The 14,263-nt window shown below is 52.3% G+C and carries 15 protein-coding genes and 1 pseudogene (1 of these 16 running past the window's edge); 2 read left to right on the top strand and 14 right to left on the bottom strand.

All coding sequences use genetic code 11. From position 1 onward, the window contains the following. On the top strand, positions 1 to 190 hold a 190-nt coding region (locus Q2B33_RS15715), incomplete at its 5' end, for a hypothetical protein (protein ID WP_330687701.1). Here Q2B33_RS15715 and Q2B33_RS15710 read toward each other — a convergent pair. The 12 genes from Q2B33_RS15710 to Q2B33_RS15655 all read right to left on the bottom strand — a co-directional run bounded on the left by Q2B33_RS15710 (position 171) and on the right by Q2B33_RS15655 (position 10,899). Further along, on the bottom strand, positions 171 to 863 hold the full coding sequence (locus Q2B33_RS15710) for an ATP-binding cassette domain-containing protein (protein ID WP_300572464.1): 693 nt from the start codon (positions 861 to 863) through the stop codon (positions 171 to 173). The two genes, Q2B33_RS15715 and Q2B33_RS15710, sit on opposite strands and share 20 nt — an antisense overlap. Before the next feature lie 25 nt (positions 864 to 888). Beyond that, entirely contained in the window at positions 889 to 2,181 is a 1,293-nt protein-coding gene (locus tag Q2B33_RS15705) for an ABC transporter permease (RefSeq protein ID WP_300572462.1), read from the bottom strand. 11 nt (positions 2,182 to 2,192) lie between these two features. Then, positions 2,193 to 3,527: an ABC transporter permease gene (locus Q2B33_RS15700; RefSeq protein WP_300792144.1), complete on the bottom strand. Its 1,335-nt coding sequence runs from the start codon at positions 3,525 to 3,527 to the stop codon at positions 2,193 to 2,195. A gap of 203 nt (positions 3,528 to 3,730) precedes the next feature. Continuing rightward, entirely contained in the window at positions 3,731 to 5,089 is a 1,359-nt protein-coding gene (locus Q2B33_RS15695; protein WP_300572457.1) for a HAMP domain-containing sensor histidine kinase, read from the bottom strand. Then, positions 5,073 to 5,744, bottom strand: coding sequence for a response regulator transcription factor (locus Q2B33_RS15690; protein WP_300572502.1), 672 nt, complete (start codon positions 5,742 to 5,744; stop codon positions 5,073 to 5,075). Before Q2B33_RS15690 ends, Q2B33_RS15695 begins: the two co-directional genes overlap by 17 nt. A 149-nt stretch (positions 5,745 to 5,893) precedes the next feature. Continuing rightward, a complete protein-coding gene (locus tag Q2B33_RS15685; protein ID WP_300572455.1) occupies positions 5,894 to 6,208 on the bottom strand; it encodes a hypothetical protein in 315 nt (104 codons plus the stop codon). Beyond that, on the bottom strand, positions 6,201 to 6,560 hold the full coding sequence (locus Q2B33_RS15680) for a TnpV protein (RefSeq protein ID WP_300572452.1): 360 nt from the start codon (positions 6,558 to 6,560) through the stop codon (positions 6,201 to 6,203). Before Q2B33_RS15680 ends, Q2B33_RS15685 begins: the two co-directional genes overlap by 8 nt. Before the next feature lie 101 nt (positions 6,561 to 6,661). Then, on the bottom strand, positions 6,662 to 7,150 hold the full coding sequence (locus Q2B33_RS15675) for a hypothetical protein (protein WP_300572450.1): 489 nt from the start codon (positions 7,148 to 7,150) through the stop codon (positions 6,662 to 6,664). Positions 7,151 to 7,203: 53 nt separating this feature from the next. Then, complete coding sequence (locus Q2B33_RS15670) at positions 7,204 to 7,935, bottom strand: serine hydrolase (protein ID WP_300572448.1); 732 nt, start codon at positions 7,933 to 7,935, stop codon at positions 7,204 to 7,206. Between the two features lie 394 nt (positions 7,936 to 8,329). Then, positions 8,330 to 8,506 carry a hypothetical protein gene (locus Q2B33_RS15665; protein ID WP_300572446.1) on the bottom strand — a complete coding sequence of 59 codons (177 nt, stop codon included), beginning with the start codon at positions 8,504 to 8,506 and terminating at the stop codon, positions 8,330 to 8,332. Positions 8,507 to 8,679: 173 nt separating this feature from the next. Then, positions 8,680 to 10,260 carry an AAA family ATPase gene (locus Q2B33_RS15660; RefSeq protein WP_300572444.1) on the bottom strand — a complete coding sequence of 527 codons (1,581 nt, stop codon included), beginning with the start codon at positions 10,258 to 10,260 and terminating at the stop codon, positions 8,680 to 8,682. 69 nt (positions 10,261 to 10,329) lie between these two features. After that, positions 10,330 to 10,899 carry an HD domain-containing protein gene (locus Q2B33_RS15655; protein ID WP_300572499.1) on the bottom strand — a complete coding sequence of 190 codons (570 nt, stop codon included), beginning with the start codon at positions 10,897 to 10,899 and terminating at the stop codon, positions 10,330 to 10,332. Positions 10,900 to 11,712: 813 nt separating this feature from the next. Here Q2B33_RS15655 and Q2B33_RS15650 point away from each other — a divergent pair. Then, complete coding sequence (locus Q2B33_RS15650) at positions 11,713 to 12,645, top strand: LysR family transcriptional regulator (RefSeq protein ID WP_300572440.1); 933 nt, start codon at positions 11,713 to 11,715, stop codon at positions 12,643 to 12,645. A gap of 10 nt (positions 12,646 to 12,655) precedes the next feature. Here the strand turns inward: Q2B33_RS15650 and Q2B33_RS15645 are convergent, their stop codons facing one another. Further along, entirely contained in the window at positions 12,656 to 13,378 is a 723-nt protein-coding gene (locus Q2B33_RS15645) for a LytTR family DNA-binding domain-containing protein (protein WP_296462639.1), read from the bottom strand. A gap of 200 nt (positions 13,379 to 13,578) precedes the next feature. Then, positions 13,579 to 14,263, bottom strand: a pseudogene (locus tag Q2B33_RS15640) (ABC transporter ATP-binding protein) (it continues 192 nt past the right edge of the window).

Here is a 14,263-nt window from a genome sequence, read left to right as displayed (position 1 = left end):
GGAGCCGCACCTGAACAGCACCCTGAAGAAGCCCGTCCATGAGGCCCTGCGCCAACACCCAATGGGAAGATTTATCCTTTTCGTTCACACTCCATTACCCTTTCCGGCGGCAATCACGCTCTGCGTTCAACGTCCGGCTTTTGTGACCGCCACCTTCACCATAGAAGGACTTATCGTTGATTCTTCTTAGAGGCACGCCCCTTCTGTCCGGCGGTTTCCTCAAAGTTGCTGGATGAGAAAATTTGCAATTCGCCCTTTCGCAGTTGGAAAACCACATCTGCTTCTTTCGCCAACTCGTTGGAGTGCGTCACAATCACCACGCATTTGCCGGATTTATGGGCGCTGCCTTTCAGAATGGTGGTGATTTCGACAGCGGTATCCTCGTCCAGATTCCCGGTCGGTTCATCGGCCAGGATAACCTGCGCATCACTGGCCAGAGCGCGGGCAATGGCTACACGCTGCTGCTGGCCCCCGGACAGCTTCAGCACATTCCGCTTTGCTTCTTCTGCGGTCAATCCCAACTGCTCCAGAATGGGGAGCGGCGGCAGTTTGGAGGTCAAAGCTACATTCTCCATCGGAGTCAGATAGTCGATCAGGTTGTAACTCTGGAAGATGAACGCCACATGACTGCGCCGGTGATTGGCAAGGCCGGTCTTTGCAATGTCCTCCCCCTGGTACAAAATCTGACCGCTGCTGGGGCTGTCCAGACCGCCCAGCAGGGACAGCAGCGTGGTCTTGCCGCACCCAGAGGGGCCGAGGATTGCGTACATCTTGCCCAGTTCCATTTGAGCGTTGATGCCCTTCAGGACTTTCTTTTTGCCGTCATAGGCATATTGCACATTTTGGATTTCCATGATACTCATAAGGCTACCTCATTTCTTCGTAAAATCATTCCATTTGTGACAGGATTGTTTTCGGCTTCAACCGCATGGCGGGGATGCAGGATGCTAACACTGCTGTCACCAATAGGACGCCACCCACGACAACAACCAGCATAAAGTGCTCCGATGTAACGATGATGTGTTCAGCTGTTTTGCCGAACAGTGTTCCCAAGGTTCCAGCTGCCTGTTTGCTGGACAGATAGGCCAGAGGAAACGCTGCCGCTGCAATCAGCAGGACTTCCAGCAGATATTGGAGAACAACCACAGGTTTGGCGATACCAACCGCCAGCAAGATTCCGGTTTCTCTTGTCCGGCTGCGAACGGACATGGATAGAATAAGAATCATCAGCACCATGCTCACGGCGGTAATGACAACAATTAAGGTAGTAAGCAGAGTACCTGTGTCAGAAAGGGCGCTGGAGATATTTTGGTACACGTCATCGTTGGCTGTAATAAAAAAGTTGTTCCAGTTGATTGTATTGATTTTTTGCACCTCATGGATGATACTTTCAAGCCGTTCCGGGTCGGAAACAAAGAAATCTGCGGAGGCATAGCCCACATCTGCGTAATTTTCCAACAGCTTCTTCATGGCGGCTTCACTGACAAAGGCATTGTTCGTATACTCGTAGTAAGAAGATTCGTTGTAATGGTTGCGCTCGTCTGTTTTATCAGCCACGACTTCAAATAAACCAACAATTTCCAAATCCATTGTTTTGTCATCGGATAGAGGGTCATTGACTGCCTGGATGGTATCGCCTACTTTAAGATCGTGTTTATCCGCAATATCTTTACTGATAACGATTCCATTCTTAGCAGAGGAATCAATCGTCCTCCCCTCGCACATAACCAAAGCCCCGGACAGGAAAAGAGAATGGTATTTTGAATTGATGCAGCTATAAGAGTAAAACTGACAGTCAACAATCGCATGACCTGTAGGCTCCATTTGTTCCAGCCATTGCCCCCGACGATCAGACAGGCATAGAATGGTGCGGATTGAAGCGTTGTAACCCTCTATTCCATTGATAGCAGCGATGCTTTCCATTTTGTCAGCCGTAAGGTATTCCTGCGTGCTGTATGAGCCGCCTCTATCACTGCTCCAGCCACCTGTCGCAGTATTACGGCTGACGGTAAAATTTGCTCCTGTCGTTCCCCTGACTTCCTCGGCCTGTTCCTCCTGTACATCTGCTATGGCAAGCCCGGACAGAACCAGAGTGGTGATTGCCAGCAACAGGCAGAACAGCAACAGGGTCTTTTTCCATTTCCTTGCGGTATACAAAACCGCTCTTATGACTAAATTCATTGTGCGCCTCCTTAACTCATCTGTGATAAAATGCTCTTGGGCCTCATCTTCATGACCGGGTAAGCGGCCAAGGCGGTGGATGCCGTGCAAAGTACCATGCCGAAGGCCCACACGGTCAGGTAGTCCTTTGCCGAAACCGCCACTATGATTTCCGACAGACCCAAATCCCCGGCAGGTTCTCCACCACTTTCAGAGTTCCCGGTCAAATCTACTGCTTCATAGGTTTCCGTAGTCACTTGGGACAGCAGACGGCTCCCGATCTGATTGGATATAGCCGAACTGACACCATAGGAAAGAAGCAAGGCGATAGCCGCCGCCAAAATGACCTCCAGCAGATATTGCAATAACACGGAACCTTTTGAAATGCCCATTGCCAGATAGACACCGGTTTCGTAGACGCGCCCGCGAAGCCGCAGGGTCAGAAACAGCGCCAGCACCAAAAGGCAGATTACCGACACCGCGGCGATTGCAATAAAGACGATGTTCCGCAGGCCCTCCAGGGATTCCTTTGCGTTCTGATAATCGTTGTCGTAACGGGTCAGCGTACAGCTTTCCCAATCCATTCCCGGAAGCCCCTGCACCTCAGTCATGATGCGGTCAAGATCGTCCGGGTCGTTCACATAGAAGTCTCCGTATTGGCTGCTGGCCGCGCCATCACCATAGAGCAGGAAAGAAGCGGTGGAGAGGTCGGTAAACACGATGTTGTCATAGAGATCGTAGGATGGAGCGATTCCAATGGAATCCTGTTCCTTTGTGTTGGTAAAGATTCCAGCCACCGTCACCGGGATTGTATTGGCGTTCTCAGATACATCCCCCAGCAGCATGGTATCGCCCACAGCCAGTCCATTACGCTGGGCAAATTTCTCATGAATCAGCACCTCATTTCTGCTTCCGGCGGTGACGGCGCTGCCGCTAATTAACTGGAACCCCCCATCTGTAAAATAGCTGTCCTCCTGTGAATTGGAGTTTGCCACGATTTTACCGGCATTTTCGTACCCCTCCGGCACCTGGGCCGCGCCCTCGGTGCTGATCTCCAGCGGCTTTCCACCTGCGTCATAATAGTTTGCATGGGAATAGGAGCGCAGGGTGTACCTGCCGCTCAAGCCGTCTATGGCGAGAATGCTGCTCACCGTATCCTCCGGGATACCGTTCTCCAGATGCTTTGCGTTGATGGTAAAATACCCCAGCAGGGCCTTTTTGATGTTGGCGTTTGCGGTTTCTGTGGCGGATTGGATGGAAAGGCAGGTCAGCATCATGGCTGCCATGACCAGCAGAAACGCCAGAAGCGTGATTGTCTTGCCCTTTTCCCGTATGGAATACAGGCAGGCCCGTTTCCATAGGCTCATTGCGCCGCCACCTCATTTCTCCCAATACCAAGATTTTTTCGCATGATTCGTCTGTATACCTCCTTTGGTTTTGTGCGCTCCCTGACTGGGAACATCAAAAGAATACAACCGAAAAATGGAGTTCAGGTGGAGCTGGGGTGGAGTTTCGATAAAGTTTAGGCGGGCTGTCCCTGGGGACTGCCCGGCCTGATTGGTTCACCTGTTCAGAATATGGCGGTAAAGCATACCTCATCATCGGTACTATTCATGCGAAAAGAAAATCCGTGCCGTTCTAAAATCGTTTTGACGATGTAGAGGCCCAGGCCGCTGCCGCCTGTGTTCCGGTTATGGGAGCGGTCTACCCGGTAAAATGGCTCGAATATCTTCTCCAGATTGGCACTGTCAATGGATACACCGCTGTTCCTTACTTGCAGGATATTTCCCGCCAGCGTGACGCTGATTTCCGCCTGTGACGGCGAATGAGCGACCGCATTGCCAATGATATTGGATACCGCCTTTTGCAGCAACGCCATATCCCCCTGGCAGGTACGGCCATCCTCGATCTCGGCTTGGAAACGCTGCTCCCTGTCCTCTGCGGCTCCCTGCCACTTCCGGCAGCACTCCCGCACAAGCTGGCTCAAATCCACATCAGAGAGCGTCAGGCTGAAGTCACTCCCGGCCATACGGGAGGCCGAAAGAATCTCCTTCACCAGCAGCTCCATATCATTGACTGTCCGCAGAGATTGCCGGAGATGTGTGTCACGATCTTTGTACTCGCCTACCTGATAGATCATCCCTTCCAACTCGCCCTTCAAAACGGTAATCGGCGTTTTCAACTCATGAGAAACTGCCCGGAAGAAGTCTACCCGCAATTTTTCCTGCCGCCGCTCCTGCTCAATATCGGCTTGCAGTTTTTCATTTGCCGCAGACAGTTCTTTTAGGGTGCTGTCCAGCCGCGCCGCCATGGTATTGAGATTCAAAGCCAGCGTTCCAACCTCATCGGTACGGGAGGTATCACAGCGCCAGGTCATATCCAGCGTGGTCAGACGCTTGGAAATATCGCTGATTTCAAGAATAGGCTTTGTCAGAAGTCGTGTCACAAAATAGGATGCAATCAACGAAATTGTCAACACCGCAATTCCGACGATTGGCAGCAGCCGCCAAAAGGTTTCGGTCAGTTGGTTCACCGCTCTGGCAGACATTGTGATCTGCAAAGTATAAGTGCCATTCTCAAGGGCCAGCGAAGCAGAAGCCGTCTGAAAAACGTTCTGTTCCCGCTGCTGTTCATCAAAAATTCCTTCGCCAAAGGAAAGACTGGTTTGACTGCCGCTTAATAAGGCCCCAGCATTATTGTTGATGCAAAACTCATAGATTTTTTGTGTTGCGTCATCAAGGTCATGATGCTCTAAATCTGCGATTAGCCGACTGACCTGTTCCGTATAATTAGATGTCAGTGCGTATTTGTAACTGGCTGGCATGACTGCCATAATGGTTCCATAGAGAAGAATGCTGACGGCGAACAGAAGCGTTGTCAGCAGTAAAAAGATTTTCAGCCATAGGCTGCTTTTAATTTTCTTTCTCAATTCGATACCCCACCCCTCTTATGGTTTCGATACAGTCAACTCCCAGCTTCTTTCGGATGTTCTTGATGTGGGTATTGATGATCTTATCATCCCCGACAAAGTCGTAGTTCCAGATAATGTCCAAAAGCTGTTCTCTGGTGAATACCCGGCCTGGATTCTCCATGAACAAATGGAGAATTTCAAACTCACGGGCTGTCAATGCCACTTCCTGTCCGGATACAAATACCTGATACCTTTTCGTGTCCAACTGAATTTGATGATAAGACAGCACATCGCGATTGATCTCGGTATTCTGTGTGCGCCGCAAGACCGCTTCAATCCGCCGCAGAAGCAGGGGCATGGAAAAAGGCTTGGTGATATAATCGTCAGCCAGGAGGTCAAAACCCTTCATCTGGCTGTCCTCATCGTCCAAAGCCGTCAGCAGGATAACCGGCGTTGCGCTTTCGTTGCGTATCATTTCACAGACAGCATAGCCGTCCATTTTGGGCATCATAATGTCCAGCAGCACTAAATCATAAGTTGCCTTGTGGAAAGCGGCTATTCCAGCCATACCGTCATCAGCCAGTGTGACAGTGTACCCGGCATCCTCCAAAAAGGCTTTCAAAATGTTCTGTATGGATTGTTCATCTTCGATAATCAGGATATGTTTTTGCATTGGTGTCACCTCCTGCGCCCAGTGTAACACAGAATTGTGGAGTTTAGGTGGAGTTGCAACAGTTTTTGCTCGGTTTTGCATAATTCTCTGCGTCCATAGCAGCACAGAGGCCCGAAAGCGTCAACCTGCTTCCGGGCCTCTGCTGGTTTTTATTGCAGCTTCTCCAAAAGTACCTGCCGCTGTGCGGTAATCCCCACCTGTTCGGCCTCGGAAATTTCCCCGTTCGTGGTGATTGCTTTGTATTCCAGATACCCGATGAAGCAATCCAGCAGCACATCCCGCATGATCTCCGGCGTGGCGCACAGTTCCTCGCCCGCCCAGGTGTTGGCGCTGGAATCCCATTCCAGCACTGTGTAGCCGTGGGAGGTCATGACGATCTCATATCGGGTATCCTCGGTGAGATAGTCCTTGAAAACCTCCATCACTTTCTCAAAGGTCAGCACCAGCCTCGCCCCCTCAAACATAAACCAGATCGGCTAGGATGATCTCATCGGCCCGCGCCCGACAGTTATTGACCAGCCCTACCCACGCCATCTGGTCGCGGGCCTTCAATTCCTCGGTCACGCCAGCGGCCTTCATCAACTGCGGCAGGAGCGTATCCATGCGCTGCTCCGCCATCCGCTCGACACCCTTCAGGTGGTCAGCCAGTTTGCCGCTGTTCACCAGCACCATCCACAGTTTGGGCTTATGCTCCCGGAGGTAGTCGCGCCGAAGATCACCGTACTTGCCATAGAATACATCCTGCTCCGGTTCTTCGTCAAGTATCAGATTGGGGATATAGTAGTCGCCTACTTTCGTATAGGTTAATTCTGCCATAATGAACCTCCTTGTGTTCAAGTCCCATTGTCCTATTCTTTCCACGAAAAGTCCAGTTGATCGTGTCCCTGTTCGTGAATTTTTGTGGGCAACTGAACTCGTCACAAGGTATTATGGCACATCTCATCCTCCTTCCGGGGATCGCATACAAGGGGCACCACCGGGTATTCCTCATGGTCCGTGGTAAAGATCAGCACATTTTCTTCATTGATGGCTTCCAGGCAGATTCTGCCGAAAGCCTCCCCTCCCCCTTCCGCTGTAAAGCAGGCTCCCGCCAGGCGGGGCCAAATGGTTCCGGGAGAGGGATATCCGCTGTTCTTCTGGCAGAAAGCCACTCCCCACCTTATGTAATAGACCTTTCCGTCATATTCCTCCGCCGTAATCCGGTCATGCTCCCCTTTCGCAAAGGAGCTTCCGTCCCATCGGAAACCGCTCAGCTCCTCTTCCCTCCGCCAACCGCCTCCCTTTTGCAGGGCTTCCGTGTACAGCGTATCATTATGAACGGAAAAACGATAAACACCAACGCTCCCATATGCCAGTCCGCCGTACCTGCCGGGGGTTTCCAGGAGCACGCTTTTTGCGGCGTCCACAGGTTCCGGCGTTTTGAGGCTTACCTCTTCGCCGCTGACTGGTTCCGGCGTCTTCAGGCTTTCCCCTTCTCCCTGCCGTTTACAGGCAGACGCCCTTTCTCCGGCTCCGTCCCCGGCTCCGCGCCCCGGCAGGACACCTTCACATACCCTTCCGCAAGCCTCCTGCCCACTCCCACGGAAAAAAGCCCCGCAGGCCCTGTTATCTGCTCCCGAAGCCAGCGGATATAAGGCTCCCCGGTCACCGCCTCCACCACCTCCGCCGCCAGGTCGAACCCATCGTTGCAGTAGCCGGAGAAACTGCCCGGCCTGGCCCGCAGCTTCACCGTCTGCCAGTACGCCGGTGTATTCCGGTATCTTCCTGTAAAGAGATCCTCCCCTTCCTCCGGTGCCAGATGGTCGTGAAGATTCGTCCCCGGTATTCCGGAAGAATGGTTCAGAAGCATCCGGACGGTAATCTCACGGCAGCGGGCGTCCGCCAGCTTCCAGTGCGGCAGGTATCTGCGCACGGGCTCGTCCAGACATACCCTTCCCTCCTGCACCAGCTTCATGACAGCCGCCGTCACATATATTTTGGAGACGGAGCCTACATTATATAAATCATCCACCCGGGCCAGGCTGTCCTTGAACCCCCTTGTGCTGGCACAGGCCGCCGCCAGGAGCCCGCCAGGCCCGCAGACTGCGGCACAGGCCGCCGCGGTCTTCTTTTCCCGCACAATTCCCTCCAGTTTCTCCTGTATCCGCCCTGCCAGCGCAGGGCTGCTTCCGCTGCATCTGTAATCCCGCATGCGCATCCCTCTCCTTCCTTTGAACCTGTTTCAATCGCTTCATGAAGCCTAAGCTTATCATGAGCGATTCTGTCTGTGGCACTTGTAATGCAAATTTAACCGGTGCGCAGTATATACTGCTTAACGATTTCACTTGCCGTGAAATCAGACTGCATAACGCTGACCGTTTCAATCGCATGATTGCATTAGGCAGCATTCAGCGTTATGCAGTATAAATGATAACATGAGGACTTCCGATTGTCATTCTTATGTGGAAATCGAAAAGAACGGGAGAAACCGCTAAACGATTTCTCCCGTCCAAATGTCATGATTTCTTTTTCATCCCGCCAAGGATTCGATAGATGCTCTTTTCGGAAAGGAAATATGCTCCGGCTAATTCCGAGACCTTTTCGCCCTACAGAAATCTCCCATATATTTCCTGATTCCGTCTGCATATTTCCAGCTTGTAGGAGCTGCAGGCGCTTTTCGCCTCAGGTACTTTGGGTACGTACAGGTTGATTCCGTCTGCATATTTCTGGATTTCCTTTATCAGTTCTTTCGGCAATACAAGATTCGCGTTTATATAGCTCATTTTTTCTCCTTTCAACAGTCGGTACTGGTCAAAAAGAGAATTATTATGCGTTTATCTTCGTATCTCTGTCCACTGATGCGGCATTAAAGGCAGACACCTCTCATAAAAATAGTCATGTTATCATACTCTCCTTTCGCAAAATTTAAGCAGGCCCTGTTCCCGCCAGGCAGCCTTCAGATTCTTTCAATCACACAGCTATGCGCTTTCTTTTTCGCATCATAACCGATTCCCACCAGCACGATCTCGCCGTCATAGTCCTGCAATATCGCCGGATAGTTCCGCTCTTTTATCTGCCGGATTGCTCCCTCGGACGGCCTGTTCCATTTCAGTTCCACCACCAGCGCAGGGAGCGTGGACCTGCGCTTCGGCAGGTACACCACATCCGCAATCCCTTTCCCGGAGGGCAGCTCCTCCACCTTCAGGTACTGGTCTAACGCGGCAATGTACGCGAACTTGATCACGTACCGCAATGCCTGTTCGTCATTATAGTAGGTCGGCGCGTACTGGGAATCCCGTATCTCCTCCACGGCCTTTGCGACAGCCTCCGCGTCTTCCGCTATGGTGTCCTCCAGGAGCTTTTCGGAGCGGCCGAGCAGCTCCATCCATTTCCGGTTCACGTTCGTCCCCTTTAGAATCTTGCGGAACTCAATCCTCACCTCTTCATTTGGGATGCGCGCCGTCCCATCGTCCTCCTGCCAGGTCAGATAGCCCAAATGGATCAGCAGCGTCAGCACATCGTCACGGCTCTTGAAGGATTCGAAATCATTCTCGAAAAGGTCCGTGTCAACCTCTACCTCCTCCCCGGAAATCAGCCGGGAAATGGTCTCCTGCAGCCCCTCGAAGTCCATGTTGATATAGGTCATCAGGGATTCCGCCGCAGATGTCTTCTGCCAGTAGGAGCGGCACTTCTGCTCCTGCATGGCGCACATCACGGAATAGGGATTATAAATGGCTCCGTATCCGGGAAAGTCATATCCGTCATACCACTGCCGCAGTTCCCGGAAATCCATCCCGTATTTCCCGCACAATGACCGGACATCCCTTTCCGTAAAGCCTGTGAATTCCACGAACCTGCCCGGATTCAGGGTGGTCACCTCCCTGAAATCCGAGATGGCCGACTGGGAGCCGTCCTTCTTGATGGGCAGGATGCCTGTCATGTAAGCCGCCGCCACGACCCTGGGCGTGAAATTATTGTTCTTGAACCAGCCCCTGAGGAGGTTCAGGTACTTCCTCTGTACTGCCGCATCCCCCTTAGCCTCCCGGATCAGCGCGTCCCACTCGTCAATGACGAACACGAACTCTTTCCCCGATTTTTCCACGCAGCCGATCATGGCGTCCTCGAGGCTTTTCCCTTCCAGCTCCGGATACTCTTCCGTCAGTTCCCTGTAGACCGCATCGGCGATCATATTCGGCACATTTGAGAGCGGCATGTTCATCCTCTCCGCACCGGAGATGAAGCCGGTGATGTCCAGATTAAGCACATGGTACTGGTTCAGATGCGTCAGATACCCCTGCGTCCCCGCTATCTCCTTGTCGTCAAACAGCGCACGGGAATCACAGGAGCAGTCGTAGTATGCGCACAGCATTTTCGCCGCGTAGGACTTGCCAAAGCGCCTCGGCCTGCTGATACAGGTCAGCTTCTGCATTGTCCCCACGGTATGATTGATCAAGGCAATCAGACCTGTCTTATCCACATATTCAGACTGCAGGATTTCCTGGTAGCCATTGTTTCCCGGATTCAAATAAGTTCCCATTGAAATCACCTCCACATCCAAACGCCTTTTTGTTCAGTTTATGTCCCAACCGGCCAAAAGTCAATAGTTTCATAATCCTTTGTTGGCCTGCGCCAAAATATCCTGCAGAAGAGCGATTCTCTTCCGGCAGTTTTCATTTATCATATCCTGTGCCGTCCTGGTCCCTCTCGGCAAAGACATGATCCAATTCGCGCTGTCAATGGCCTGACTGCAGGATGCTATGATTTCCTGATTCGTCTTCTCATTTACGCAATCTCCCAGCAGCATCGCGGTCCTTATCATATCGAACCGGTCGATGTCATCGCAGTCCCTTACCGATATCTGAAATACCGTCATGTCCTTTGGCAGGTCGTCTGTCAGGTTGTGCAGGGCGATTCCTTTTACCATTTCCCGCAAAGCCTCCGGAGGATATCCTATCTTTTCCAGATAGCTTTTAGAAATGTCTGCGCTGAAAAACGGATGCCTCCTAAAGTCATCCCGGCATTCTCTATATCCCACATCATGCAGAAGACAGGCTATGATCAGGTCGTCTTTTGGAAGGCCTTCTGCTTCCGCAACGACGGCTGCGTTTTCCGCCGCTCTGAGCGAATGTTCATAGCGATAGAGCAGATCTCCCCGATCCGGTGTGGGGCCTAACATGTCGTATGCGAATGACCGTACGGAGGAAATCGACTTGTCGTCATGCGCATGCCCCATGATAATTTCCAGAGCCCTCTCAGATAGAACTGTGCCGAATGTCTCCACTTTTACCCTCCTCCTGTCTCTTTCAGTCCCCGCATCCTGGCAAAACACATGGATGTCCATCGTTCTCGTTCCAAACCTGACGCTATTCCAATAATTGGTCCGCAAGCCCTCTCCCGCTTTCCCTGCCTATGGATGTAAGTATACCATGATTTCCTTTTTTCCACAATAGATTCAGCATCCTGCAAAGATTTCCCCTCTCTTCCGGACAGAGAAAGACGCATGCCTTCCTGAACGCTTCCATGGTGTCCTTCCCCGGAATCCCCGCCTCCGTCACATGATAGGACTCCATCACCCTGACCAGCTGTGTTTCTCTTTCCGAATATCAACCTGATTTCTACCTCTTGACTTTACTATAAATCCGGACTACAATATTTTAAAATATTTATGCAGATATACATAATATAGGCTACAGGCTATATCACTCTCGCAGAAACAGCTGGTTGAACAGAAGCTAAAATCCCCTCTGGCAGGGGAGAGCGCATCCAATCAGTCATGGCATACAATCAATCCGCTCACAGCCACAGCGAAGCCTGAATCTTCCCACCCGAAAATCCAGGCCCGGCACAGTCAGTTCAATAAAGCTTGCAGCGCTGCAGAGCAGAAAGTGTCCTTCGGACACTTTGTTATTTGACCCTCGCGGCATTCGCCAACTGGCCGTGCAAGCACGGCCGCTTGGCTCATTGCTCGCGGGAATAAAGGAGAACCATTATGTTCCAGGGAATGCACTACGTCTATGAGGTCTACAGAGAAATGAGCTTCTCGAAAGCCGCCAAAAACCTGTTCATCAGCCAGCCCTCCCTGAGCGCCGCCGTGAAAAAAGCAGAGGCCCAGATCGGCTTTCCCGTCTTCGACCGCAGCACCAATCCCATCCGGCTCACCGAGCTGGGGGAGGAGTACATCCGCTCCGTGGAGAACATCATGGACGTGGAGAAACGCTTCTGCAATTACGTGGATGACATCCGGGGCCTGAAAAGCGGCGCCATCGCCATCGGGGGCACCAACCTCTTCGCCTCCTATGTGCTGCCTCCCCTGCTCTCCCGGTTCACCGAGCAGTATCCCCTGATTCATGTGAACCTGGTGGAGGCCACCACCGCCGAACTGGAGGAGCGGCTCTTCGCCGGATTCCTGGACCTCCTGATCGACAATCAGTCCGTGGATGCATCTATATACGAAAAAACGTTTTTCTGTGAGGAGCATCTGCTCCTGGCAGTGCCCAGCCATTTTCCCTCCAACGAAAGGCTGAAGGGCTATGCCCTCTCCCTCTCCGATGTCAAAAACGGCCGCCATCTGGAGGCCTCCGTCCCTCCCGTGCCTCTGGAGTCTTTCCGGGAGGACGCTTTCCTGCTGCTCAAAAGCGGCAACGACACCAGGTCCCGGGCGGAAAAGCTCTGCCACGACTGCGGCCATTTCGCGCCCCGGATCAAGCTGGAGCCGGAGCAGCAGATCACGGCCTACAACCTGTCCCGCTACGGAATGGGCATTTCCTTCAACGGCGACATCCTGATCCGCCATATGCCGGACGACCACCGCCTGATTTACTATAAGCTGCCCTATCCGGATGCCGTGCGGAACGTGAATTTCTATTATAAACGGAATCGGTATATGACCAGGGTGGTGGTCGAGTTCCTGAAGCTGGTGTGAGCCTACCCCTCTATTTCAGCCCTTTCATCATCCGGGACGAAATCAGGCATTCGTCCCCGTTCACCATGTAGATCACCCGCTTCTGGAAATCAATCTCCCTGATATTGTCCCGGTTCACCAGGAACGAGCGGTGGCAGCGGTAGAATCGTCCGTCCACCTGTTTTTCGATCTCCTTGATCTTCCCCAGAAATTCCATCTGGCGGTTCTTGCAGTGGAGGATGATTTTGTGCACATTGGGGGAGGTCTCGAAGAAGAGGATGTCGTCATAGTCCACTGTGAACACCTTTTCGTTCACTTTCACGGAAAAGTTCCCATGGACTTTGTTCTTGGCGGAGGAGAATCTCTGGTTGGCCTTCAGGATGCATTCGTACACTCTTTTTCCCAGCTCCTCCGGGTCGTCCTTCAGGATGAAGTCCAGCGCCTCCAGCTTGTAGATGAAGGTCATGTAGCTCATTTCCGAATGGGTGGTGATGAAGATGACGAAGCCTCTGGGGTCGTATTTCCGGATTTCCTGCGCCAGGGTGAGCCCTGTCATGTCGGCGCCCAGCTCGATGTCCAGGAAGTACAGCCCCACTTCCTCTGTCTCTTTCACTTTCTCCAGGATTTCATGGGGGTCTTCCGAGACGCAGCTCAGCTCCATGTCCAGGTCTTCCATCAGGACAATGTTCTCGATCACCTGCTGTATCCTGTCCCGCTGTACTTCGATATCCTCGCATATATAAATTTTCAGCATGTTGCATGGTCTCCTTGGGGCAGTCCTTTTTTCCTTTTATTATTTTATTATTGCGAAAGGCTTTGGGGATGTCAAGAGGGGGGCTTCCTGCCTTTCATGAATAAGTTTTCAGCATGTTGCATGGCCTCCCTGGGACAGTCCCTTTTTTTCCTTTTATTATTTTATTATTGCGAAAGCTCCTGAGGATGTCAAGGGGGCTTTCAGTCTTTCATGAGTTCCAGGAAGGTGTCCTCCAGGGTCTCGCCTGTCTCATAGAGCCCGGTGACCACCGCCTGGCGGGCTGCCAGCAGTTTCGCCACGTCCTGTTTCTGCTCCGGACGAATCTGGATCCGCAGTTTTTGTTGGTGCTGTGAGGTCACAGGGTAGCCGTTCTCCTGGAGGATTTTCCGGACTTCCTGTGGATCCGGGCTTTCGATGACGTACTCTGTGTGTTTCCCGTTTTTGTCATGGAAATCCATGAACTGGATGATCCGGCCCTTTTTGAGGATGATGGCTCTGTCGCACATTTTTTCCAGTTCTCCCAGCAGATGGCTTGAGATCAGCACGGTGATATGGTTTTCGCCGGCGATTTTCCGGATATATTCCCGGACTTCATAGATGCCCTCGGGATCCAGGCCGTTGGTGGGTTCGTCCAGCACCAGGACATCGGGATCCTTGAGCAGGGCCTGGGCGATCCCCAGTCTCTGGCGCATGCCCAGGGAGTATGTTTTGACGTTCTTGTGGGCGGCGTCCCACAGGCCCAGCAGTTTCAGCAGTTCCTCCACTTTCTGTTTCCCCACGCCGTTGAGTCCGGCGAAGTACATGAGGTTCTGGTAGCCTGTGCTGTAGGGGTAGAAATTGGGGGTCTCGATCATGCAGCCTATGTCTTTGACGGCGGTCAAGTCC

It is taken from the genome of uncultured Acetatifactor sp., from assembly GCF_948601915.1.
GTDB lineage: Bacteria > Bacillota > Clostridia > Lachnospirales > Lachnospiraceae > Acetatifactor.
Note: the sequence above shows the minus strand (reverse complement) of the source record. Positions and strands in the feature narration are given on the sequence as shown.